The sequence below is a fragment of the Komagataeibacter xylinus NBRC 15237 genome (assembly GCF_001571345.1).
Taxonomy (GTDB): domain Bacteria; phylum Pseudomonadota; class Alphaproteobacteria; order Acetobacterales; family Acetobacteraceae; genus Komagataeibacter; species Komagataeibacter xylinus.
The window spans coordinates 40,621-61,737 of the sequence record NZ_BCTP01000002.1 but is presented as its reverse complement, the minus strand read 5'-3'; the positions used below and the strand labels follow the sequence as shown (position 1 = coordinate 61,737).

At 65.1% G+C, this 21,117-nt stretch carries 26 protein-coding genes and 1 tRNA gene; 16 read left to right on the top strand and 11 right to left on the bottom strand.

Features of this window, described 5'->3' with window-relative positions; genetic code table 11:
* The first annotated feature begins 57 nt into the window (after positions 1 to 57).
* From fabZ to gloA, 4 genes are read left to right on the top strand one after another with little or no spacing between them, the layout of a single operon-like run.
* A complete protein-coding gene (gene fabZ / locus GXY01S_RS01140; RefSeq protein ID WP_061271642.1) occupies positions 58 to 543 on the top strand; it encodes a 3-hydroxyacyl-ACP dehydratase FabZ in 486 nt (161 codons plus the stop codon).
* 60 nt (positions 544 to 603) lie between these two features.
* On the top strand, positions 604 to 1,497 hold the full coding sequence (gene lpxA / locus GXY01S_RS01135) for an acyl-ACP--UDP-N-acetylglucosamine O-acyltransferase (protein WP_061271555.1): 894 nt from the start codon (positions 604 to 606) through the stop codon (positions 1,495 to 1,497).
* A complete protein-coding gene (locus GXY01S_RS01130; RefSeq protein WP_061271554.1) occupies positions 1,487 to 2,356 on the top strand; it encodes an LpxI family protein in 870 nt (289 codons plus the stop codon). The genes lpxA and GXY01S_RS01130 overlap by 11 nt, the downstream gene beginning before the upstream one ends.
* A gap of 14 nt (positions 2,357 to 2,370) precedes the next feature.
* The gene (gene gloA, locus GXY01S_RS01125; protein WP_061271553.1) at positions 2,371 to 2,769 is read left to right on the top strand and encodes a lactoylglutathione lyase; all 399 of its coding nucleotides are present in this window, start codon (positions 2,371 to 2,373) and stop codon (positions 2,767 to 2,769) included.
* 6 nt (positions 2,770 to 2,775) lie between these two features.
* Here the strand turns inward: gloA and GXY01S_RS01120 are convergent, their stop codons facing one another.
* On the bottom strand, positions 2,776 to 2,997 hold the full coding sequence (locus GXY01S_RS01120; protein WP_129551748.1) for a hypothetical protein: 222 nt from the start codon (positions 2,995 to 2,997) through the stop codon (positions 2,776 to 2,778).
* Positions 2,998 to 3,150: 153 nt separating this feature from the next.
* Between GXY01S_RS01120 and rpmH the strand changes: the two genes are divergently transcribed.
* The 9 genes from rpmH to GXY01S_RS01080 all read left to right on the top strand — a co-directional run bounded on the left by rpmH (position 3,151) and on the right by GXY01S_RS01080 (position 10,244).
* Complete coding sequence (gene rpmH / locus GXY01S_RS16895) at positions 3,151 to 3,285, top strand: 50S ribosomal protein L34 (RefSeq protein ID WP_082770661.1); 135 nt, start codon at positions 3,151 to 3,153, stop codon at positions 3,283 to 3,285.
* A 77-nt stretch (positions 3,286 to 3,362) separates the two neighbouring features.
* Positions 3,363 to 3,713: a ribonuclease P protein component gene (rnpA, locus tag GXY01S_RS01115; RefSeq protein WP_061271552.1), complete on the top strand. Its 351-nt coding sequence runs from the start codon at positions 3,363 to 3,365 to the stop codon at positions 3,711 to 3,713.
* A complete protein-coding gene (gene yidD / locus GXY01S_RS01110) occupies positions 3,710 to 3,994 on the top strand; it encodes a membrane protein insertion efficiency factor YidD (RefSeq protein WP_061271551.1) in 285 nt (94 codons plus the stop codon). The genes rnpA and yidD overlap by 4 nt, the downstream gene beginning before the upstream one ends.
* The gene (gene yidC, locus GXY01S_RS01105; RefSeq protein WP_061271550.1) at positions 3,994 to 5,760 is read left to right on the top strand and encodes a membrane protein insertase YidC; all 1,767 of its coding nucleotides are present in this window, start codon (positions 3,994 to 3,996) and stop codon (positions 5,758 to 5,760) included. The genes yidD and yidC overlap by 1 nt, the downstream gene beginning before the upstream one ends.
* Before the next feature lie 14 nt (positions 5,761 to 5,774).
* The gene (gene yihA, locus GXY01S_RS01100) at positions 5,775 to 6,440 is read left to right on the top strand and encodes a ribosome biogenesis GTP-binding protein YihA/YsxC (protein ID WP_061271640.1); all 666 of its coding nucleotides are present in this window, start codon (positions 5,775 to 5,777) and stop codon (positions 6,438 to 6,440) included.
* A gap of 80 nt (positions 6,441 to 6,520) precedes the next feature.
* Entirely contained in the window at positions 6,521 to 7,426 is a 906-nt protein-coding gene (argB, locus tag GXY01S_RS01095; protein WP_061271549.1) for an acetylglutamate kinase, read from the top strand.
* A gap of 137 nt (positions 7,427 to 7,563) precedes the next feature.
* Positions 7,564 to 8,412: a 2,3,4,5-tetrahydropyridine-2,6-dicarboxylate N-succinyltransferase gene (gene dapD, locus GXY01S_RS01090; RefSeq protein WP_061271548.1), complete on the top strand. Its 849-nt coding sequence runs from the start codon at positions 7,564 to 7,566 to the stop codon at positions 8,410 to 8,412.
* Between the two features lie 36 nt (positions 8,413 to 8,448).
* Positions 8,449 to 9,603 (top strand): succinyl-diaminopimelate desuccinylase, encoded by a 1,155-nt coding sequence (gene dapE / locus GXY01S_RS01085; protein WP_061271639.1) that lies wholly within the window; start codon positions 8,449 to 8,451, stop codon positions 9,601 to 9,603.
* A complete protein-coding gene (locus GXY01S_RS01080) occupies positions 9,603 to 10,244 on the top strand; it encodes a hypothetical protein (RefSeq protein WP_174520888.1) in 642 nt (213 codons plus the stop codon). Before dapE ends, GXY01S_RS01080 begins: the two co-directional genes overlap by 1 nt.
* Positions 10,245 to 10,412: 168 nt before the next feature.
* Here the strand turns inward: GXY01S_RS01080 and truA are convergent, their stop codons facing one another.
* From truA to def, 3 genes are all read right to left on the bottom strand, one after another.
* Complete coding sequence (truA, locus tag GXY01S_RS01075) at positions 10,413 to 11,255, bottom strand: tRNA pseudouridine(38-40) synthase TruA (protein WP_061271546.1); 843 nt, start codon at positions 11,253 to 11,255, stop codon at positions 10,413 to 10,415.
* A 7-nt stretch (positions 11,256 to 11,262) separates the two neighbouring features.
* Positions 11,263 to 12,186, bottom strand: coding sequence for a methionyl-tRNA formyltransferase (fmt, locus tag GXY01S_RS01070; protein ID WP_061271545.1), 924 nt, complete (start codon positions 12,184 to 12,186; stop codon positions 11,263 to 11,265).
* Between the two features lie 82 nt (positions 12,187 to 12,268).
* Entirely contained in the window at positions 12,269 to 12,811 is a 543-nt protein-coding gene (gene def / locus GXY01S_RS01065) for a peptide deformylase (protein WP_061271638.1), read from the bottom strand.
* A 215-nt stretch (positions 12,812 to 13,026) separates the two neighbouring features.
* Here def and GXY01S_RS01060 point away from each other — a divergent pair, with 215 nt between their 5' ends.
* Together GXY01S_RS01060 and GXY01S_RS01055 are read left to right on the top strand one after the other, a co-directional pair.
* On the top strand, positions 13,027 to 13,509 hold the full coding sequence (locus GXY01S_RS01060; protein ID WP_082770660.1) for an Hsp20 family protein: 483 nt from the start codon (positions 13,027 to 13,029) through the stop codon (positions 13,507 to 13,509).
* A gap of 88 nt (positions 13,510 to 13,597) precedes the next feature.
* On the top strand, positions 13,598 to 13,861 hold the full coding sequence (locus tag GXY01S_RS01055; RefSeq protein ID WP_061271543.1) for a DUF1150 family protein: 264 nt from the start codon (positions 13,598 to 13,600) through the stop codon (positions 13,859 to 13,861).
* Between the two features lie 107 nt (positions 13,862 to 13,968).
* On the opposite strand, the gene hpf is transcribed toward GXY01S_RS01055, so the two are convergent.
* The 7 genes from hpf to GXY01S_RS01020 form a co-directional block, all read right to left on the bottom strand.
* Positions 13,969 to 14,592 carry a ribosome hibernation-promoting factor, HPF/YfiA family gene (gene hpf / locus GXY01S_RS01050; RefSeq protein ID WP_061271542.1) on the bottom strand — a complete coding sequence of 208 codons (624 nt, stop codon included), beginning with the start codon at positions 14,590 to 14,592 and terminating at the stop codon, positions 13,969 to 13,971.
* Positions 14,593 to 14,970: 378 nt separating this feature from the next.
* Positions 14,971 to 15,753, bottom strand: coding sequence for an LPS export ABC transporter ATP-binding protein (gene lptB, locus GXY01S_RS01045; protein ID WP_061271541.1), 783 nt, complete (start codon positions 15,751 to 15,753; stop codon positions 14,971 to 14,973).
* Complete coding sequence (locus tag GXY01S_RS01040; protein WP_061271540.1) at positions 15,750 to 17,108, bottom strand: hypothetical protein; 1,359 nt, start codon at positions 17,106 to 17,108, stop codon at positions 15,750 to 15,752. Before GXY01S_RS01040 ends, lptB begins: the two co-directional genes overlap by 4 nt.
* A complete protein-coding gene (lptC, locus tag GXY01S_RS01035; RefSeq protein ID WP_061271539.1) occupies positions 17,108 to 17,845 on the bottom strand; it encodes an LPS export ABC transporter periplasmic protein LptC in 738 nt (245 codons plus the stop codon). The genes GXY01S_RS01040 and lptC overlap by 1 nt, the downstream gene beginning before the upstream one ends.
* Positions 17,842 to 18,888, bottom strand: coding sequence for a KpsF/GutQ family sugar-phosphate isomerase (locus GXY01S_RS01030; protein WP_061271538.1), 1,047 nt, complete (start codon positions 18,886 to 18,888; stop codon positions 17,842 to 17,844). Before GXY01S_RS01030 ends, lptC begins: the two co-directional genes overlap by 4 nt.
* 52 nt (positions 18,889 to 18,940) lie before the next feature.
* Entirely contained in the window at positions 18,941 to 19,588 is a 648-nt protein-coding gene (locus GXY01S_RS01025) for a ribonuclease D (RefSeq protein ID WP_061271537.1), read from the bottom strand.
* A 241-nt stretch (positions 19,589 to 19,829) separates the two neighbouring features.
* A tRNA-Leu gene (locus GXY01S_RS01020) sits at positions 19,830 to 19,916 on the bottom strand.
* 234 nt (positions 19,917 to 20,150) lie between these two features.
* Between GXY01S_RS01020 and GXY01S_RS01015 the strand changes: the two genes are divergently transcribed.
* Positions 20,151 to 21,044: a complex I NDUFA9 subunit family protein gene (locus GXY01S_RS01015; RefSeq protein WP_061271536.1), complete on the top strand. Its 894-nt coding sequence runs from the start codon at positions 20,151 to 20,153 to the stop codon at positions 21,042 to 21,044.
* Positions 21,045 to 21,117: the final 73 nt, after the last annotated feature.

The following is a 21,117-nucleotide window of genomic DNA, read 5'->3' as shown; positions in this document are numbered from 1 at the left end:
CGCCGCGCCCATCTGGTGGCAGGTTTTCCCTCCTTACCGAACAAGTGGTTGGACGACGTGGATAAAGAAGTAGAGGCACTGCCAGCGGACGCCAAGCCCGCGACCCTGGAATCGATTGACATCATGCGGATCATGGAAGCGATTCCCCATCGCTATCCGTTCCTGCTGATTGACCGCATGGTCGATATCGTGCTGGGGCAGTCGGCGGTTGGCATCAAGAATGTCACGGTCAACGAGCCGCATTTCCAGGGGCATTTTCCTGCCCGCCCCGTCATGCCGGGCGTGCTCATCATCGAGGCGATGGCCCAGACCGCAGCAGCCCTGGTGGTGCTGACGCTCGGGCAGGCCTTCGAGGGCAAGCTGGTCTATTTCATGACCATCGATGGCGCGAAGTTCCGCCGCCCCGTAGGCCCGGGCGACCAGTTGCACATTCATGTGGAGAAGGAACGCAGCCGCGCCAATGTCTGGAAGTTCAAGGGCGTTGCGCGTGTTGATGGCGTGTCCGTTGCCGAAGCAACGTTCAGCGCCATGATCATGGGGTAATCCCGCAGGGAACGGGCCGCCGCGCGGCTCCGCTTTCCAAAGCCATAGTTACTTGCGGGGATGGAGGCTATTCTGGCAGGAAGTTCATCTAACGGTACCCAACTCGATGAACGGCGTGACAAAGCGCTTGAAATCCATCCGTCATCCATTGTTTCCAGTCGGGCGCGCATTGGCGGCGGGGTCCGGATCGGGCCGTGGTGCACGGTGGGGCCTGATGTCGAGATTGGCGATAATGTCGAACTGATCTCGCATGTGGTGATTGACGGCCATACCACGCTGGGCGAAGGGGTCGTGTGCTACCCGTTCACCACCGTGGGCATGGCGCCGCAGGACCTGAAATACAGGGGCGAGCCGACCGCGTGCGTGGTGGGCGCGCGCACCATCATCCGTGAAAACGTGACCATTCATCGTGGCACGGCCACGGGCACGGGCATTACCTGCATCGGGCCGGACTGCCTGATCATGGCCAACTCCCATGTGGCGCATGACTGCACGCTCGGGCGCGGGGTGATCATCGTCAACAACGTGGTCATGGGTGGCCATGTCACGATTGGCGATGATGCCCGCATCATGGGGGCGGCGGCGCTGCACCAGTTCGTGCGCATCGGCCGTGCGGCCCTTGTGGGCGGTGTGTGTGGCGTGGAAGCCGACGTGATCCCGTATGGCAGCGTGCTGGGCAACCGCGCGCGGCTGGTGGGGCTGCACTGGATCTGGCTGCGGCGCAACGGCGTGCAGCCTGATGAGATCCGGCGCATGCGCCAGGCGTTCCGCGCGCTGTATCCCAAGGCGGCGCATGCTACCGGCACCGTGTTCCAGACCCGGCTCGAGCATGTGCGCAACACCTATGCCGATGATGCGCGCGTGGTTGAAATTCTCGATTTTATCGCAGCTCCCAGCCATCGCGGGCTTGTGCGCGTGCAGGGCGGCGACATGATCGAGAGCGATGGCGCCTGAGCACGAAGCCGGTCGGCTTGCGGGGCAGTGTGTCGGCATTCTTGCCGGGGGCGGCCCGCTGCCCGGCCAGGTGGCCCGCGCGGTAACGCAGGCTGGCGGGCAGGTTTTTATCGTCGGCTTCCAGGGGTTTGCCGAGCCGGATGTGATTGGCCCCTGGCCCCACCGCATGATCCGCCTTGCCGCGGCGGGTGAAATCCTGTCCACCCTGCATGAACATGGCTGCCGCGATCTGGTGATGATTGGCCCGGTGCGGCGGCCCTCCCTTGTCAATCTGCGGCCTGATGCCACGGGGGCGCGCATTCTCGCGCGCATTGGCAAGGCCCTGTTCGCGGGTGATGACGGCCTGCTCGGCGCCATCGTGCGGGTGTTGGGCGAGGAAGGCTTCACCATTCGCGGCGCACATGAATATCTTGCCGGTTCCGTGGCCCGTCGGGGCGCGATGGGGCGGCATGCGCCTGATGAAGCGGCTCTGGCTGACATGGAACTCGGTTGCCGGGTAGTGCGCCAGCTTGGCGCGCTTGATATCGGGCAGGGCTGTGTGGTGCAGGGCGGGCTGGTGCTGGCGGTCGAGGCGCTGGAAGGCACGGACCGCATGCTCGAGCGCGTGGGCGCGTTACGGCAACCCGACCGGCCTGGCGGCGTTCTGGTCAAAATGGCCAAGCCTGGCCAGGAGCGCCGCGCCGACCTGCCTACCATCGGGCCGCGCACGGTTGCGGGGGCCGCGGCGGCAGGGCTGCGTGGCATTGCCATCGAGGCCGGGGCCACGCTCATGACCGACCCTGCCGCCTGCATTGCCATGGCAGATGAGGCCGGCTTGTTCCTGACCGGATTTGCGGGCGGGGACGCAAAAACAACCTGAAGGGACAAACGCCAGTGGGAACCTACCTCCATACCATGGTGCGCGTGCGCGACCTCGAGGCAAGCCTTGCCTTCTACGAGTTGCTGGGCATGCAGGAGCTACGGCGCAAGGTGGTGCCGGAAGGCAAATACACCCTTGTGTTCATTGGCTATGGCGACAATGCCGCAGGCCAGGCCGAAATCGAGCTGACCTATAACTGGGGCGTTGATGATGGCTATGACGTGGGCACCGGTTTCGGTCACTTCGCGCTGGGCGTGCCGGATGTGAAGGCATTGGTGGAGAAGGTGCGTGCTGGTGGCGGCAAGGTCACGCGCGAGCCGGGGCCGGTCAAATTCGGCACGACCTTCATAGCCTTTGTCGAAGACCCGGACGGCTACAAGATTGAACTGATCGAAAAGCACCCTCACGCCTGATTGCCGTCAGGGCTGGCGCGCGGGCAGCAGGCGGCGCATGGCGCTGAGTTCCTTCGTGGTGGCCTCGAGCGCTGCAATGATGTCGCGCGCGGCGGTGCGCGTGCGTTCATCCTTGCTCAGGGCCAGCGAATCCGCCCGCAGCATGGCAGGCGAGAGGTGGCCACGAATGTCGTGGATGTGCCGCCTGAGCGCTTCGGTCATGGCGGAGTCGGAGCTGGGGCTGGGCACGGAAAATCATCCGGTTCGGGTTCAAGGGGCGGGCAGCATTGACGTTGCCCGAAAGCGGCAGTATAAGGCGCCGCTCGGGCCTTGTGCATGGTGCTGGGCCTGATGGAATCTATTCCGTAACCTGTCTGTCATTGTCAATCTGGGAGTGCCGTTGTGAAGCGCACGTATCAACCCTCGAAGCTGGTCCGCAAGCGTCGCCACGGCTTCCGTTCGCGTATGGAAACCGTTGGTGGCCGCAGGATTGTTGCAAACCGTCGCAGCAAGGGCCGCAAGCGTCTTTCTGCCTGAGGCAGGTGACGTCTTGACGTTACGGGCCATTTCCAGGCCCGCAACGATGAATGTCTCTACTAAAGGGGCGGCTTGAAGTGGCCGATCAGTCCACGCGTCTTAAAAAACGCGCCGAGTTCCTGCGGGTCGCGGCCAAAGGCCGCAAGGCCCCCATGCCGGGGCTGGTGCTGCAGGCGCTTGAACGCGGTGACGCGGATGCCGCCCGCTTTGGTTTTACCGTTACCAAAAAAGTAGGTAATTCCGTCGTGCGGAACCGCGTGCGGCGGCGCCTGCGCGAGGTTGTGCGGATTCTGGGCCGCGAGCAGGCGCTTGAAGGCGTCGATATCGTGGTCATAGGCCGTTCTGGCACGCGGGGGCGGCGGTTCGAGTCGCTTCTGGCCGATTACCGCAAGGCCCTGAGCAAGGCCGGGGTGAAGGAAGGATCGTGAGCACGTCTTCCATCAGCCTGCCTGCCCATGTGCTGCGCGCGATGATTCGCGCGTATCAACTGGTGATCCGCCCCATCTGGGGCGCGCATTGCCGTTTCACTCCTTCATGCAGTCATTATGCGCGTGACGCGATCGCCCTTCATGGGGCAGGGCGTGGTAGCGTGCTGGCCGGGTGGCGCATCCTGCGCTGCAACCCGTGGAACGCGGGCGGTCACGACCCTGTTCCCGGCACGGCCTGCGGCTGTGGCATGCAAAACAGTAAAAGTCTGGCGGGTCGCTGATGGATATCAAGCGTTTTATGGTGGCAACAGCACTGTCTGCCGTGGTGCTGGTTGGTTTCGAATATTTTCTGCCACAGCAGAACCATAAGACGGTCGAGCCGCAGGCCCCCGCGCAGCAGTCCGCGCCTGCGCCTGTCGCAGCCGATGGCGCGGCCACACCGGCTGCCGGGCAGGCGGCGCAGCCTGACGCGCCTGACCCGCGGGTTACGATCGATGCCGGCCGGGTGGCTGGCTCGCTCGACCTGCGTGGTGCGCGGCTCGATGACCTCGTGCTCAAGAATTACCATGAAACCGTCAAGGACGGCAGCCCGCTCGTGCGCGTGCTCGCGCCGCGTGGCGGCGAGCAGCCCAACCTTGTCGAAGTCGGCTGGACCAATATCAGCGGCGGTCAGGTGCGTGTGCCCGACGCCAATACGGTATGGACCGCCGACCACGACAGGCTGACCGAGGCGCAGCCCGTAACCCTGAGCTGGGATAACGGCCAGGGCCAGGTGTTCCAGATCGCCATTGCCATTGACCCCAACTACATGTTCACGGTCACGCAGAAGGTGGTCAACCATGGCGGCGACGGGGTGTCGCTCTACCCGTTCTCACGCGTGGAGCGTGGCTACACGCCGGTCGAGACGGGCGGCTACCTGGTGCATGAAGGGCCGATCTCGGTCATTGATCACCGGCTTGATGAAAGCTCCTACAAGTCGCTGCGCAAGGCCGCCGTGCCGCCGGGCAACATTGCGTGGTCCAAGCCCGGCCAGGGTGGCTGGGCTGGCATTACCGACAAATACTGGCTTTCTGCCGTGATTCCGCAGCAGGATAGCGATGTGGCGGCCAACTACGCCTTCCTCTCCCAGGGTGGGGACAAGGGCATCTATGATGTCGGCTTTACCGCGCGCGCGCCGCTTGTCGTGGCGGCAGGTGGCGAAGCCTGCACCGAAAGCCATGTCTTTGCCGGTGCGAAGGAAGTGCCGCTGCTGGAGAAATACGAGTCCAGCCTGCATATCCCCGATTTCTGGAAAGCGGTTGATTTCGGCTGGTTTGCGTTCCTCACCCGCCCCATCTTTACGGTGCTGGACTGGCTGAACACCATGCTGGGCAATTTTGGCCTCGCCCTGATGGCGTTCACCCTGCTGGTCAAGGCGCTGTTCTTCCCGCTGGCCACCAAGCAGTTCCATTCCATGGGCAAGATGCGCCAGCTCCAGCCCAAGATCAAAGCCCTGCGCGAGCGCTATAAAGACGACCAGATGGCGCTCAACCAGCAGATGATCGGGCTGTACAAGCAGGAAGGCGTGAACCCTGCCAGCGGCTGCCTGCCCATGCTGTTGCAGATCCCCGTGTTCTGGTGCCTGTACAAGGACCTGTACGTGACCATCGAGATGCGTCACGCGCCGTTCTTTGGCTGGATCCATGACCTTTCGGCCTTTGACCCGACAAACCTGTTCACCCTGTTCGGGCTGATCCCGTGGGATCCCTCGGTCATCTCGCCCATGCTCCAGCTTGGCCTGTGGCCGATGGCGTTCGGGCTGACCATGTTCATCCAGCAGAAGCTGAACCCGGCCCCTTCGGTTGATCCGGCGCAGCAGAAGATGTTCCAGTTCATGCCGATCATCTTCACCTTCTTCATGGCGCGCCAGCCCGCTGGCCTCGTGATCTATTATTGCTGGAACAACCTGCTGACCATGCTGCAGCAGACCGTGATCCAGCGCCGCATGAACACGAAGGCCGCCGCCGCAGCGACCGGCCAGGCCAAGCTGCCGGCCGGGAAGAAATGACCGCAGGGACCAACATGGTGGATTTCTCGACCCCCGCCCCCACGCCAGAGGAAATGGAACGCGACCGCGAGACCGGTCGCGTGCTGTTTGCCGGTGAATTCAACTTCGTGTTCGGCGCGCAGAAGCTCGGGCAACTGCCTGACCCGATCCTGCCCGAGATTGCGTTTGCCGGTCGCTCCAACGTGGGCAAGTCCAGCCTGATCAACGCGTTGACCGGGCGTAGGGCGCTGGCGCGCGCCTCATCCGAGCCGGGGCGGACCAAGCAGCTCAACTTCTTTGAACTTGCCGACCGCCTCACCCTCGTTGACATGCCGGGCTACGGCTTTGCCAAGGCGGCGAAGGCGGTGAAGGAAGACTGGCAGGGCATGATGTTCTCCTACCTGCGCGGCCGGCCCACGCTGCGCCGCGTGGTGCTGCTGCTTGACAGCCGGGTGGAACTCAAGGCCAGCGACGAAGAGATCATGAAGATGCTCGACCGCGCGGCGGTGACCTTTCAGGTCGTGCTGACCAAGTGCGATGTGCCAAAGCCGCCCGCGCTCGCGGCCAAGCTGCGCGAAGTGGGCGAGATCGTACGCGCGCATGCCGCAGCCTTCCCCGATGTGCTGGCCACGAGCAGCACGACCGGGGCCGGGATTGAGGAATTGCGGGCCGAACTCGCCCGCCTGGCCAACCCGGTCTAGGCCGCATGCGGGCCTGCTCCCGCGCTGATGCGCCCGGGGGTAATGGATATGAAGCAGTCAGGAGCGAAGGAACCGTTCGGATGACAGGAACAGGATCGGCTGATCAGGACGCACAGGCACGCGCCGAGGTTCTGGCCAGGGCGCTGCCTTATCTGCGGCGCTATGCGGGTGATACGGTCGTGGTGAAATATGGCGGTAGCGCGATGGTTGACACCACGCTCTCCACCGCGTTCGGCCATGACATCGCCCTGCTCAAGCAGGTGGGTGTGAACCCGGTGGTGGTGCATGGCGGTGGCCCGCAGATCAGCGCCATGCTCAAGCGCCTGCAGATCGAATCCACCTTCATCGACGGCCTGCGCGTGACCGATGCCGCCATGATCGATGTGATCGAGATGGTGCTCGGCGGCAAGGTGAACAAGCAGGTCGCCGGTCTCATCAACCGCGCCGGTGCGCTCGCGGTGGGCATTTCGGGGCTGGATGGCGGGTTGATCACCGCGCGCAGGCTCATCCGCCGCGCGCGTGAAAACGGCGTGGAAACCGATCGCCTGCTCGACCTTGGCTTCGTGGGCGAGCCCGAGCGCATCGACCCGCGCGTGATCTATGCGCTGTCAGGCTCGGGGCTGATCCCGGTCATTGCGCCGATTGGCAGCAGTGCCAGTGGCGAGACCTACAACATCAATGCCGATACCGCCGCGGGCGCCATTGCGGGCGCGGTCAATGCCAGCCGCCTGCTGATGCTGACCGACGTGCCCGGCGTGCTCGATGGCAATGGCAAGCTGATCCCCGAACTCACGGCCGAGGATGCCCGCAAGGGCATTGCCAGCGGCATGATCTCGGGCGGGATGATCCCCAAGGTGGAAACCTGCCTCGAGGCCGTGCGGGCCGGTGCCAAGGCGGCCGTCATCCTTGATGGCCGGGTGCAGCATGCCTGCCTGCTCGAACTCTTTACCGAAGCCGGGCCAGGAACCCTCATTCGCAGCGCATGATGCGCAGTGCCATGCGGGCTGGGGCAGGGGGATGCGTTGACATTCCCCCTGATCCTCCGCATGGTCCGCTGGCAAATTAATACAGGTTTGCGGCCATGACAGGCCGGGAAAACCAGCCCAGACAGGATTTTGCAGATATGACCGATACATCCCTCCAGAGCCAGATCGAGGCCCTGTGGGAGCGTCGCGAGACGCTGTCCACCGCCACGACCGGCGTCGATCGTGATGCCGTTGAAGCCGCCCTTCTGGCGCTTGATTCGGGCAAATTGCGCGTGGCGACGCCGGGCGCTGGCGGCTGGGTGGTGAATGAATGGCTGAAAAAGGCGGTGCTGCTGTCTTTCCGCCTCAACGATAACCGCCTTGTTGAAGGCGGTGGCGCGGGCGCGCCGAGCTATGACAAGGTGCCGCTGAAGTTTGCGGGCTGGGACCAGGCCGCCTTTGCGGCTGCCGGTTTCCGTGCGGTTCCCGGCTCGATCGTGCGTCGCTCGGCCTTCATCGCGCCGGACGTGGTGCTGATGCCAAGCTTCGTCAATGCCGGTGCGTATGTCGATAGCGGCACGATGGTCGATACCTGGGTTACGATCGGCAGCTGCGCGCAGATTGGCAAGAACTGCCACATCAGCGGCGGCGTAGGCATTGGTGGCGTGCTCGAGCCGCTGCAGGCGGCGCCCGTCATCATCGAGGATGGCTGCTTCATCGGCGCGCGTTCGGAAGTGGCCGAGGGCGTTGTGGTCGAGCGCGGCAGCGTGCTGTCCATGGGTGTGTTCCTCGGTGCGTCCACCAAGATCGTTGACCGCACCACGGGCGAGGTCTTCATGGGTCGGGTCCCGGCCTATTCGGTCGTGGTGCCCGGCACCCTGCCGCCGCGCCAGGCCACGTCCACCGATGGCAAGCCGCTGCCTTCGCTCGATTGTGCGGTGATCGTCAAGCGCGTGGACGAGCGCACCCGCTCCAAGACCTCGATCAACGACCTGCTGCGCGGCTGACCGGTAACGGAGACACACCTGATGGCGGATGATGGAATGGCTGGTCCGGAACAGGACCCCGGGGGCGTTGTCGCACTGGCGCGCGCGCTGATCCGCTGCCCTTCCGTCACGCCTGATGATGGCTGTGGCATCAACGCGCTGGCCGCCGTGCTCGAAGGCATCGGCTTCAGCGTGACCCTGCTGCCCTTTGGCGAGGGGACCGCCCGCACGCCCAACCTGTTCGCCCGCCTTGGCACGGGCCAGCCGCATCTGTGCTTTGCGGGCCATACGGATGTGGTGCCGGTCGGTGATGCCGCCTGGACCCATGACCCCTTTGGCGGCGAAATACACGATGGCATCCTGTTCGGTCGTGGCGCGTGCGACATGAAGGGGGGCATTGCCGCCTTTGTCGCCGCCGTGCGCCTGTACCTGCAAAAGACGCCCCGGCCCCGGGGCACGATCAGCCTGCTGATCACCGGCGATGAGGAAGGCCCCGCCACCAACGGCACCGTGCGCGTGCTGGAATGGATGCAGGCCAATGGGCAGATCCCTGATTTCTGCCTGGTGGGCGAGCCCACCAATCCGGGCGAGATGGGCGAGGTCGTCAAGATCGGTCGACGGGGCAGCCTTAATGCCCGCATTACCGTGCAGGGCATGCAGGGGCATGTGGCCTATCCGCACCGGGCGGATAACCCCATCCACCGGCTGCTCGCGCTGCTGGGTGAACTGACGGCGGCCCCGCTTGACACGGGTAGCGAATGGTTCGAGCCTTCAAGCCTGCAGGTGACCAGCCTTGACGTGGGCAATACGGCTAACAATGTCATACCGGCACGCGCGCAGGCGCGGCTCAACATCCGCTTCAATGACCTGCATACCGGCGCGGACCTTGCGGGCTGGATCCGCACGGTGGTGGCCCGGCATGCGCCCAGGGCGGATGTGAGCATTGCCATCAGCGGGGAATCCTTCCTGACCAGTCCCGATGCCCCGGTCGAGGCCCTGCGCCGGGCCGTGCATGCGGTGACGGGCCATGTGCCGAAGCTGGATACGGGGGGCGGCACGTCCGATGCCCGCTTCATCAGCCGCTACTGCCCCGTGGCCGAATTCGGCCTTGTCGGGGCCAGCATGCACAAGGTGGATGAGCATGTGGCGCTGGCCGACCTGAAGCAGCTTACAGCGATCTATTCCGGTTTTCTTGAAAAGGTAATGGGCTAATGTCCGATCGCGGCCCCTCTCCAACCCCGAACGTATCGGGGTTTGGCGTTATCCTCAAAGGCATGATGCTGCTGGGGCGGGGCCGCGCGGAAGGGATCGCCTGCTTTGGCAATACGCGCGATTCCGTGCTGGCTGCCCTGGCGCCCCGGCTGGCGATGTGGCTGGTGCTGGGCGGCCTGACGCTGGGTGCGGCCCCGCAGGCCATCAGCGGCGTCAAGGTGCTGTTTGCGCTGTGCCTGATCCTGCTGCCTGCGGTCGTGACCAATGCACTGGCCCGCCACTGGAAGCGCGAAGGGCTGTGGATGCGCTACATCACCGCGACATGGTGGACCGACTGGATCACCCTGTTTGTCGGCCTGGTGGTGGCGCTGCTCATGGCGCTCGCCTCGCCCCGACTGCTGCAATCGGCAACGGGGGCGGGCATTCTCAACGGAGTGGAGTTTGGCTACAGCCTGTGGCTGACCTGGTACGTCGCCCGCGTGGGGCTGCTGCTGCGGCGCGGGCAGGCGGTGTTGCTGGTGCTGGCCATTCTGGGCAGCCTCGGGCTGCTCGTGGCCGCGACGGGGCTGCTTTCTCCCCATCAGCGGGCATGGCATGATTTTCTCTACCCGCTCATGGTCCAGCAGGCCCAGCCGCATTAAGGGACTGGTTGAAAAGTCAGGCCCGGTCATATCCTGAAAAGTAGAAAACTTTCTGGGTGCCGCCTTTTTTCAGAAAGGCGGCGTTCTTCGAAGCTTTTTGAAAAAAGCTTCACCAAAAACTTTCTTATGATTGCTGGATGTTTTCAGGCAGTCCCCTGAAACCGGGCTTTACCGGCTGAAGGGATTATCCTCATACCCCACCGCCGTCAGGCACAGCCCGTCTGGCGGGGCGGTGGGGCCTGCGGCGCGGCGGTCGCGGGCGGCAAGGGCCTCGGCCACCCGCTCCGGCTCCCAGCGGCCTTCCCCCACCATTTTCAGGGTGCCAACCATGTTGCGCACCTGATGGTGCAGGAAGGAACGAGCTGCGGTTTCAACCACCACGTATTCACCCTCGCGGCGCACATCGAGTTGCTCGAGCGAGCGCACGGGGCTGCGCGCCTGGCAGGCGGAGGCGCGGAAAGACGTGAAATCATGCCGCCCGAGCAGGCAGCGTCCGGCGCGCTGCATGATGTCTACATCCAGCGGGGCCTTGATGTGCCACACCCGCCCCTCATCAAGCGCAGGGCGTGATGAACGGTTGAGGATACGGTAGCGATAGGCGCGCGCGCAGGCGGAAAAGCGGGCATTCCAGTGCGGCAGCACCGGGCGCGCCATGAGCACCACCACCGGATGGGGCTTCATGTAGAAATTCAGCCCGTCGCGCACCGTGGCACTGGACAGCGTGACATCGGCGGGAAAATCCAGATGCGCGACCTGTCCCGCCGCATGCACGCCCGCATCGGTGCGGCCTGCCGTGATGCTGCGCACCGTGCGGCCACCGGTCAGGTTGCGCGCAGCACCTTCCAGCAGCCCCTGCACGGATACGAGATCCTCCGGCGACTGGCGCTGCCAGCCCACAAGACCCCGCCCGTCATATTCGAGCAGCACGGCCCAGCGGCAGACGGAAGGCGGGGCAATGTCATCCGGGCGGATGGTGGGAATGGCGGGGAGCGGGGGCGTGGTCTCGGTCATCGTCGGGTCACGCCACGCCCAGCCGCGTGCCAGCGGCCACGGCCTGCCCGCGCAGGAAGTCGGCAGCCTCCATCATGCCCCGGCCGGGGCGTTGCAGGCGCGTAATGCGCAGGTCCGTGCCTCCGCCACAGGCCACGCGCAGCGTGTCATCCACCACCGTGCCGGGTGTTGCCTGCGTATTGCCCGGCGTCAGGCCTACGGCCCCGATCTTGATCACCTGCCCGTCCAGCGTGGTGAACGTGCCGGGCCAGGGGGTCAGCGCGCGGACCTGGCGGTCGATTTCAGCAGCGGGGCGGGTCCAGTCAATGCGTCCGTCCTCGCGGCTCAGGCGCTGCACGTAGGTCACCCCGCTTTCAGGCTGGGGGGTGCCGGGGTGGGGTGGCTGCGCCAGTACGTCCACGATCAGGCGACCGCCCATGGCGGCGAGGTCATCATGCAGCGTGGTGGCCGTGGTGTGGTCGGTCAGCGCCACATGGTCGCGCAGCAGCATGGCCCCGGTATCCAGCCCGGCATCCATCTGCATGATGGTCACGCCACTTTCACTGTCACCGGCCAGGATGGCGGCCTGAATGGGCGCCGCCCCGCGCCAGCGCGGCAGCAGGCTGGCATGGATGTTCAGGCAGCCGCGCGCGGGCGCATCGAGCATCTCCACAGGCAGGATCAGCCCGTAGGCGGCAACTATGGCCGCATCGAGTTCGAGTGCGCGGAAGAAGGCGTGTTCTTCCGCATTGCGGCGCAGTGCGAGCGGGGTGCGTACGGGAATGCCGAGGTCTTCGGCTGCAAGATGTACCGGCGAGGGGCGCAGCTTCTTGCCCCGGCCCGCGGGCCGGGGGGGCTGGCTATAGACGGTAACGATGTCATGCCCGGTCTGATGCAGGGCGCGCAGGGCGGGCACTGCAAAATCGGGCGTGCCCATGAAGGCCAGTCGCATGTCGTGTGGGTCCGTTCTGTCTGGGCCGGAACCCTTGGCGGGACAGGTCGGGTTCCGGCGGCGGCGGGTCCGCGTTCAGCACTCAGTGCTTGAGGCGCTGTTCCTTGGCCAGGCGGCGCATGATCATGTTGCGCTTGAGGGTGGAAAGGTGATCGACGAACAGGATGCCCTCGAGGTGGTCGATCTCGTGCTGCAGGCAGGTGGCCAGCAGGTCATTGGCCTCAAGCTCGTGCTTTTTGCCCTCCATGTCCTGGTAGCGCACGCGCACGGCCTCGGGGCGGATGACCTCGGCATACTGGTTGGGCAGCGACAGGCAGCCTTCCTCGCGCACGGCCATGTCCTCGGTCTCGGCAATCACCTCGGGGTTGATCAGCACGAGCGGGTTGCGGGCCTCGCCTTTGTCGGACACGTCCACAATGGCGAAGCGCATGCCAAGCCCTACCTGGGGTGCCGCCAGCCCGATGCCGGGGGCTGCGTACATGGCGGCGAACATGCGGGGGATGGTGGTGCGCAGCGCGCCCATGTCCTCGGGGCGGACAAGGCGTGTTTTCTGGCGCAGGACCGCCTGGGGCGCGACCAGGATCGGCATGGGGGTCGCCTGAGCGATGACATCATGATCAATCATAGTATCGCCATTTAGCGTTTCCGCCCGCGTGATGCCAGTGGGGATGCACGCAAAATGCACCGGCGCGGTGCGGTCTGCTCCCTTGTGCATTTCCATTATTCTCCCATATCGTAAAGGGACGGAGGGCGGATGCCGTTTCGGGTCCGCTTTTTCCGTTTCCTGTCTCGCTCACAGCAGAGGAGGCCGATTTGTCGGGAAGAGTTTTCGGGTCGCCCATGTTCCTTGGGTTCGACCATCTGGAGCAGATGCTTGAACGGGCATCAAAAAATGCATCAGACGGGTATCCGCCCTACAACATAGAGCAGGTCAGCCCCAGCACGCTGCGCATTACGCTCGCGGTGGCGGGGTTCGTGATGGAAGACCTGCACATAACGCAGGAAGACAACCAGCTTGTCATCCGCGGCCGCCAGAGCGACGACGGGCAGGGGCGTATTTTCCTGCATCGTGGCATTGCGGCGCGGCAGTTCCAGAAGGCGTTCGTGCTCGCCGAGGGAATCGAGGTTGGCGGCGCGTGGATGGATAACGGGCTGCTGCATATCGAACTCGCCCGCCCACAGCCTGAAGTGCGCGTGCGCAAGATCGAGATTGCCCGCGCCCCGCAGGCCAGTCCGCCGTCCTCGCATGATCGTGTTGCGCCGGTGGTTGATGTGCCCGCCGGGCGCAAGCAACGTGTTGTCAGGGTAATTGACGAGGACTGATCCCCGCATGGTCAGGTCCCCTGTCGCCCCTGTTGGGATGCGGAGACGAAGGGCGATGGAGACCCTTCATGATGCAGGAGATGACGCCATGAGAGTTACGACACGCAATGGCCGGGTGCTGCTGCACGGCGAACCGGCGGAGCCGACTACCAGCCCCTACATGATCAGCACCGGCGAACTGCGTGGGCTGGGCATGGAGGCGGTGGCCTATATCCGGGCAGTACAGGTCGAGGGCGAGGACGCCTTCGCCATCCATGCCGCCGACGGCACGCCGCTTGCCGTAGCCGAGGACCGCGATGAGGCGGTCAATGCAATCGTTCAGCATGACATGATGCTGGTGCCGCTGCACTAGCACCTGGTGCATGCCACATAACAGATGGCCCTGCTCCCCTATCCGGGGGCAGGGCCATTTTTGTTGGGAAAGGGGCAGGCCCCTTGGGGGGCGCTGCCGGTCAGGGGTCAGTTTGAGCGCAGCGAGGGGTCGAGCCAGCCGATATTGCCGTCAGGGCGGCGATAGAGCACGTTGACCGTCTCGGTCGTGCTGTTGCGGAAGAGCTGGATCTGGCAGTCGGCCAGGTCAAGCCGCATCACCGCTTCGCTCACGCTCAGGGTCGGGATCTCGGTCGGGTGCTCGGCAATGATGGTGGCGTAGGGGCCGGTTGCGGGCAGTGCGCTGTCCTCATCCTCGCTCGCTACGTCGTCTTCCGTGGCGGAAAGCGTGGTGGGCATGCCGGGCCGCAAAACATAGCCACGCCCGACTTCGGGCACCTGCTGGCGGGCTTTCTGGTGGCCGTGCCTGGTGGCCTTGCGGTGGTAGCGGCGCAGGCGGCTGGCAATATGCTCGGCGGCATCATCAAAGGCCGAATGGGCATCGGCGGCCTCGCCTTCGCCGCGCAGGGTCAGCCCGCGCGTGGCATGGAGGTTGATGTCGCATGTAAAGAACGAGCGCGCGCGGCTGAAGGTGACGCGGGCTTCCATGGCCTGTCCGAAATATTTTTCCGATATGCGGTCCAGATGGGCGCTTACCCTGTGTTTCAGGGCATCGGACAGGGCGATCTGCTTTCCGGCGACACTGATATGCATAAGGGGCAACTCCTTACATGGTCGTAACGCGGTGGCTTACGGGCAGAAGGAAGACGTGCTTTGAGCGAATGGCTATGAATTAAAGGGGACGATCCTTCCCGCAAGGCCTGCGTGACAGTGATTGTTGCGTCGGACCCGTGGGGGTACGTGACAGCGAACGAATATATTTGGGCATGGTTGCCCCCTCGCTGTCCATGCTTTCCTTGCATGGGGGAGTGGTGCTTTTTTTTACGCCCGCCCCTTGCGTAAAGCGTAACGAATACAGGGGTGGGCCTGCTGCCGGATGAAAGAAGTTTCTGGTGAAGCTTTTTCAAAAAGCTTCGGGAGAACGTCACCTTTTTGAAAAAAGGCGGCACCCGGAAACTGTTATCAATTTGTTTAAAGGGTGAATTTTTCGCCCAGGTAGACGCGGCGCACGTCCTCGTTCGCCACGATTTCCTCCGGCCGCCCCTCGGTCAGCACCTGTCCGCTATGCATGATGTAGGCGCGGTCGATCACTTCCAGCGTCTCGCGCACGTTATGGTCGGTAATCAGCACGCCAATGCCCCGGTCCTTGAGGTGGGCCACGAGGTCGCGGATCTCGCCCACCGCAATGGGGTCAATGCCCGCCAGCGGCTCATCAAGCAGGATGTAATGCGGCTGGCTGGCCAGCGCGCGGGCGATTTCCAGCCGTCGCCGCTCGCCGCCCGAAAGGGCGAGCGAGGAGGAATGCCGCAGCCGGGTGATGCCGAATTCGCCCAGCAACCCGTCAAGCATGGTCTGGCGGCGGTCGGGGTCGGGTTCCACGATCTCGAGGGCGGCCATGATGTTCTGCTCGACATTGAGCCCGCGAAAGATGCTCGCCTCCTGCGGCAGGTAGCCAATGCCCATGCGCGCGCGGCGGTACATGGGCAGTTGCGTGATGTCCGCGCCATCGAGCGTGATGGTGCCCATGTCGGGCCGCACCAGCCCCACGATCATGTAGAAGCTGGTGGTCTTGCCCGCGCCATTGGGGCCAAGCAGGGCCACGGCCTCGCCGCGCTGCACCTGCAGCGACACGTCACGTACCACCTGCCGCTTCTTGTAGCTCTTGCCGATTCCGCTGGCGATCAGCCCGGCAGCGGGCGCGGGAATGGGCAGTGCCGTGGGGTCGGGGCCATCGGTCGGGGGGGTCATGTTCATTTGTCTTGTACCTTGCCACCTTTGCCAGCCTGGTTGGGAATGACCAGGCCACTCACGCGCGAGCCGGGGTTGTCGGTCAGGGTCGAGATATCGGTATGCAGGTTCACGATGGCCGATGTGCCGCTGACCTGATTTTCCCCACGGGTGATATGCACGTTGCCCACCAGTCGGGCAATGCCCGTATCGGGCACGTACACGCCGCGATCCCCGGTTATGGTCTCGGTGCGGGTGCGGATGATGATGTGGCCGAAGGCATCGACATGGTCCATCGTGCCCGCGCCGGGGGATGGCCTGTCATCCGCCGCCGCATCTTCTGGCGTTATGGCGTCGTCGGGTACCGGGTTCTTGCCGTTGGGGTGGGTCTGGCGCCATTCCTTGCGCTTGTTGCTGCGCTCGGGCTTGGGCTTGTCGTAGCCCACCAGCACGTCGGCGCGGATCTGGCGGCCGTCATTGGTGGTCATGGTGGCGTTGCCGCGCGCGACCGACATGTGCTCGTGCGAATGGTATTCCAGCACGTCGCGCGCGGTCAGGATATCCTGCGGCGCGGTCATCTTCAGGTGTTCGCCGGTCATGACCAGAATGGCCTGATCGACGTCATAGACCGCATGGTCGCCCCATGCCTGGTCATTGAGGTTGAAGGCATGCACGTGGCCGATGGCTTCAAGGCGGTAAACCTCGCTCGACCCGCCGCCATCACCCGCGCCACCGCCTGCCGCATCACCCTGTCCTGTCCCTTGCCCCGTTCCCTGGGCCGTGCCCGCAGGCCCGCTGGCGGGGCCATTGCCGGGCGCGCCGATGGGGTCGGGCCGGTCGGGAATGGGCAGGTCCTGCGGCAGTGTGTCAGACGGGGTGGCGAGGTTCGTATCCACGTCCGGGTCGCTGGCGGAGGCGGTGGGGCCGGGCGCGCTGGCCGGTGCCGGCGTGCTCGTGGCGCCAGCGGGGGCGGGCGTGTCATCCACGATATGGGGCCGACGCGTCTCGGGCGGAGGGGCAACGCCGAGATGGGCGGCAAGCGGTGCGTCGGGGCCGGGCGGCTTGCCCGCGGCCTGCGTGCCCGGTGTTGCGGCCGTATTCGCGCCGGGCGTGGCCTGTCCCGGCGCGGGGGTGGTGGCGGCCTTCTTGCGGTAGAAGGCGATGAGCTTGTCGCCGCGCACGGTCAGGTCGCCCCGGATGGCCTGGGCGCGGTCATAGGCGGTGACGGTCTGCGCGTTCTGGTCCCAGTCGAAGCCGCCTGCTGCGGTGACATTGATCTGCTGGCCGTGCGACATGTCGAGCCCCTGCGCCATGGCGGGGGTGGCTGCCACCAGCCCGAGCAGGACGCCGCCAAGCGGCAGGTGAGGGAAGAGGCGCGCCATCAGTTCGATCTTTCCGCTGCATTGAGGATCATGCGGCCCGGACCGCGAAACAGCATGATGCCGCCGCGTGTGTCCACCATGCCGCCACGCGCGTCGAGCACGCCCACCGGGCCTTCGGCATGGACCCAGCTATCGGTTACGATGATGTTGTGGCGCATGTCGACATCGGCGGTGGGGCTGAGCATGAGGGTTCCGTCATTGCGATAGAGGGTGACGTCACGCGTCAGGTCCAGCAGTTGGGTATGCTGCATATACACGCCGTCGCGCGCGGTCACATACAGCCAGTTGCCGTTATCGGTCAGGGTGTCGGCTGCGGGGTTGCTCAGGTCGATGCGCTCGGGGTCGACCTGGCGGGCCTCGTCGGCGGTGATCATGTAGGGGCGGCCATGCTCGTCCAGCCCGCGATAGGTGGGGTTGAGCATGCTGCCGCTTTTTACGCGCACGCGGCTCATCTGCGCCATGGTGCCGGTATGCATGATCACGGCGCGCTCGACGGCGGGCCATGCGGCGATCGAGCCAAGCAGCACGAGGGCGAACAGCGGCAGCATCCACTTGGCCGAGCGCATGATGGCCTGCCTGCGCGCCTGGTCGGCGGCGCTGGGCAGCAGGCGGGTGCGCGCGCCCTGGTCGAATATGCTGCGCTGGCGCTCGATATCGGCGGCGCTGCGGGCATAATCCTCGCGCTGGATGGTGTCGGGATCGGTGTTGTCGTCCCTGTCTTCGGGGCGGTCGGTCATGCAATGCCCGCGCGCAGCAGGTCGTGAAGGTGAAGGATGCCCACCGCATGCCCTGCTTCATCAAGGGCGAAAATGCTCGAGATCGGGCGCGGCCGGTCGTTCATGACCCGCAGCGCCTCGGCGGCAAGCAGGTCGGGGCCGATGGTCTGGGGGGTGGGGTTCATGATGTCGGCGGCAAGGGTGTGGTCAAGGTCGCGGCCCAAAGCCAGGCGCAGGTCATGGTCGGTAATCAGGCCGAGCAGGCGGCCGTGTGCGTCCACCACGCCCATGCAGCCAAAGGCCTTGCGGGTCATTTCCACGATCACGCGGCGCAGTTCCATGTCAGGCGGGCCAAGGGGCATGCTCTCGCCTGCATGCATCAGTTCGCGCACCCGGCGCAGCCGCGTGCCCAGCCGCCCGCCGGGGTGGAAGATGCCAAAGTCACTGGCGCTGAAGCCCCGGCGCTGGAGCAGCACGATGGCCAGCGCATCGCCCAGCGCAAGCTGCATGGTGGAACTGGTGGTCGGCGCGAGGCCAATGGGGCAGGCCTCGGGGGCATCGGGCAGCAGCAGCACGATATCGGCCGCCTGCGCCAGCGTGGAGCCCGCGCGCGCGGTCATGGCGATGAGCAGCAGCCCGAAGCGGCGGGCATGCGAGATGATGTCGGCCATTTCCGCCGTCTCGCCGGAATTGGATATGGCCAGCACCGCATCGCCCTTCTGCAGCATGCCCAGGTCGCCGTGCGAGGCCTCGGCCGGATGCACGAAAATGGCGGGCGTGCCGGTCGAGGCAAGGGTGGCCTGGATCTTGCGCCCGATATGGCCCGACTTGCCCATGCCGGTCACCACCACGCGCCGGTTGCCCGACCAGATGCCCTCGACCGCCGCGATGAAGGCCGCCCCGAGCCCGCCATCGCCTGCATTGCCGTCTTCCATCGCGGCGATCATGGCCTGCAGCCCGGCGGATTCGGCGCGCAGCACGGCACGGGCCTCGCGCAGCATGCGCGCGGGCAGGGCCGTGTCATCGCCCGTGGCGGAGGGAGGGGGAAAGGGGCTGCTATTCATGCACGATCTGTATCGGTCTGAATGGGTTCCCGGTCAAACCGGGCATGGGCCATCAGGCGGCCCGATGCGCGAAAATATCAGGATCTTCGTAGCCCAGTATATCAAGCCGCGCCCGCGTGGGCAGAAAATCGTAGCAGGCCTGCGCCAGTTCACGCCGCCCCTCGCGGTGCAGCAGGGCTTCGAGCTTTGCCCACAGGGCATGCAGGTACAGCACGTCGGAGGCGGCATAGGCCAGTTGCTCGGGCCTGAGTTCTGGTGCCCCCCAGTCCGATGACTGCTGCTGCTTGCTCAGTTCCACGCCCAGCAGTTCGCGGCACAGATGGGCCAGGCCGTGGCGGTCGGTATAGGTGCGCACCAGTTTTGATGCGATCTTGGTGCAGATGGCGGGGGCAACCGTCATGCCCAGCGTGTATTGCAGGATGCCCACGTCAAAGCGGGCGAAATGCATGAGCTTGGGCAGGGCCGGGTCAGCCAGCACGCGCACGAGGTTGGGGCAGTCGGCGGCGCGCGCGCCTTTGGGCATCTGCACCAGGTGGGCGTGGCCATCCCCGCCGGAAAGCTGCACGAGGCACAGCCTGTCGCGGTGCGGGTTGAGGCCCATCGTTTCCGTATCCACCGCAACACTGCCACTGAAGGTGACGTGCGCGGGCAGGTCGCCACGATAGAGGTGAATGGCGTCGGGTGATGGGCTTGTGGCCATATGTGAAATGCTCCGTCACGCAATTGAATTCACGGTGGCAGGTCTGCAACGCAACCGCAAGCAGGGCAATCCGTTGTGTCGTAACGCCTGCCTGTGCCCGGGGGGGCAGGGCCGTGAAGGGTGTGTTCGGGGCGGTTTACACCAATTCCGGCTGCGGAACAGGCAAAAAGATAACGGGACAGGCCCGTAATGGGCTGTCCTGACCGCCCCCCGGAGGGGAATGCTATTCAGTTTTGAGAGATGGTGCCCAGAAGAAGACTCGAACTTCCACGACCTTGCGGCCACAGGTACCTGAAACCTGCGCGTCTACCAATTCCGCCATCTGGGCTCAGAGGCTCCCCAGCGGAGGCCGCCGGGGTGGTGTGAGCGGTGTTTAGTCCGGCCTGCGGGGGCGGTCAACAGGGTAAATGCATTTTTTTGAAATCAGGCGCATTTTTTCCATGCGGCCGGAAGCAGGCCGTCCGGCATGGCTGCACGGACAAAATGGATGGGAAGCGACCGGGCAAAGATGTGAGAACAGGGGGGCAGGGAAACAGTCATGAATCACGGACAGGAGCAGGCTATGGCACGCAAGGTTGCAACGGTATTTGGCGGGAGTGGATTCGTGGGCCGCTCCGTGGTGGGGCGACTGGCACGGGCGGGCTACGTGGTGCGCGTGGCGGGCCGCACGGCGGCGCATGCCACGACCCTGCGCATGCTTGGCGACGTGGGGCAGGTGGTGCCCGTTGTCGCCTCCGTGACTGATGAGGCGGCCTGCGTCGCCGCCATTGAGGGCAGCACGCTGGTCATCAACCTTGTGGGCATCCTCTCCCCGCACGGGGCGGCCACGTTCGAGGCGATCCATGTGGCGGGTGCGGCAAGGGTGGCGCGGATCAGTGCCGCCGCCGGTGTCGAGCGGCTGATCCATGTCTCGGCCATTGGCGCGGATGTGAGCAGCCCTTCGGCCTATGCCCGCAGCAAGGGTGAGGGGGAGGCCGCCGTCAGCCGCGCCATGCCGCAGGCGGTCATTGTCCGGCCCTCGCTCATTTTTGGCGTGGAGGGAGCCATTCCCGCCATGTTCGCCCGCATGGCGCGTTTCATGCCGGTGGTGCCGGTGTTTGGGCCGGCCACCCGTTTCCAGCCCGTATGGGTGGGGGATGTGGCCGATGGCATGCTGCGCATTGCTTCGAGCGAGGGCATGGAGGGCGCCGTCTTCGAGTTTGGCGGCCCCGTGGTCATGACCATGCGCCAGCTCGTGGCCTGGGCCGCGCGGTGGGGCGGGCATCCGCGCCCGCTCATCGAGGTGCCGCGCTGGCTCGCCACCCTTCAGGCCAGCGTGCTCGAGCACCTGCCGGGCAAGCTGCTCACGCGCGATCAGGTCAGGCTGCTTTATGTCGATAACGTCGTGGCCCCCGGCGCCCGCACGCTCGAGATGCTGGGCATAACGCCCTCGCCCATGGATCTGGTGCTGGACTGATTTCGGTGCGGAGGGGAGGAATTTCGCGTATTTCTGGTCTTTTTCCGCAATAAGGTCAGTACTGCTGTCTTTT

Excerpts from the sequence above, each read along its gene's own strand:
- lptC (WP_061271539.1), bottom strand. The coding sequence starts at position 17,845 with ATGACCGACCGCCCCGAAGACAGGGACGACAACACCGATCCCGACACC.
- GXY01S_RS01015 (WP_061271536.1), top strand. The coding sequence starts at position 20,151 with ATGGCACGCAAGGTTGCAACGGTATTTGGCGGGAGTGGATTCGTGGGC.
- GXY01S_RS01040 (WP_061271540.1), bottom strand. The coding sequence starts at position 17,108 with ATGGCGCGCCTCTTCCCTCACCTGCCGCTTGGCGGCGTCCTGCTCGGG.
- lpxA (WP_061271555.1), top strand. The coding sequence starts at position 604 with ATGGAGGCTATTCTGGCAGGAAGTTCATCTAACGGTACCCAACTCGAT.
- yihA (WP_061271640.1), top strand. The coding sequence starts at position 5,775 with ATGGTGGATTTCTCGACCCCCGCCCCCACGCCAGAGGAAATGGAACGC.
- truA (WP_061271546.1), bottom strand. The coding sequence starts at position 11,255 with ATGACCGAGACCACGCCCCCGCTCCCCGCCATTCCCACCATCCGCCCG.
- yidC (WP_061271550.1), top strand. The coding sequence starts at position 3,994 with ATGGATATCAAGCGTTTTATGGTGGCAACAGCACTGTCTGCCGTGGTG.
- GXY01S_RS01060 (WP_082770660.1), top strand. The coding sequence starts at position 13,027 with ATGTTCCTTGGGTTCGACCATCTGGAGCAGATGCTTGAACGGGCATCA.
- lptB (WP_061271541.1), bottom strand. The coding sequence starts at position 15,753 with ATGAACATGACCCCCCCGACCGATGGCCCCGACCCCACGGCACTGCCC.
- GXY01S_RS01025 (WP_061271537.1), bottom strand. The coding sequence starts at position 19,588 with ATGGCCACAAGCCCATCACCCGACGCCATTCACCTCTATCGTGGCGAC.
- hpf (WP_061271542.1), bottom strand. The coding sequence starts at position 14,592 with ATGCATATCAGTGTCGCCGGAAAGCAGATCGCCCTGTCCGATGCCCTG.
- fmt (WP_061271545.1), bottom strand. The coding sequence starts at position 12,186 with ATGCGACTGGCCTTCATGGGCACGCCCGATTTTGCAGTGCCCGCCCTG.
- GXY01S_RS01055 (WP_061271543.1), top strand. The coding sequence starts at position 13,598 with ATGAGAGTTACGACACGCAATGGCCGGGTGCTGCTGCACGGCGAACCG.
- dapD (WP_061271548.1), top strand. The coding sequence starts at position 7,564 with ATGACCGATACATCCCTCCAGAGCCAGATCGAGGCCCTGTGGGAGCGT.
- GXY01S_RS01080 (WP_174520888.1), top strand. The coding sequence starts at position 9,603 with ATGTCCGATCGCGGCCCCTCTCCAACCCCGAACGTATCGGGGTTTGGC.
- GXY01S_RS01030 (WP_061271538.1), bottom strand. The coding sequence starts at position 18,888 with ATGAATAGCAGCCCCTTTCCCCCTCCCTCCGCCACGGGCGATGACACG.
- def (WP_061271638.1), bottom strand. The coding sequence starts at position 12,811 with ATGATTGATCATGATGTCATCGCTCAGGCGACCCCCATGCCGATCCTG.
- argB (WP_061271549.1), top strand. The coding sequence starts at position 6,521 with ATGACAGGAACAGGATCGGCTGATCAGGACGCACAGGCACGCGCCGAG.
- GXY01S_RS01130 (WP_061271554.1), top strand. The coding sequence starts at position 1,487 with ATGGCGCCTGAGCACGAAGCCGGTCGGCTTGCGGGGCAGTGTGTCGGC.
- dapE (WP_061271639.1), top strand. The coding sequence starts at position 8,449 with ATGGCTGGTCCGGAACAGGACCCCGGGGGCGTTGTCGCACTGGCGCGC.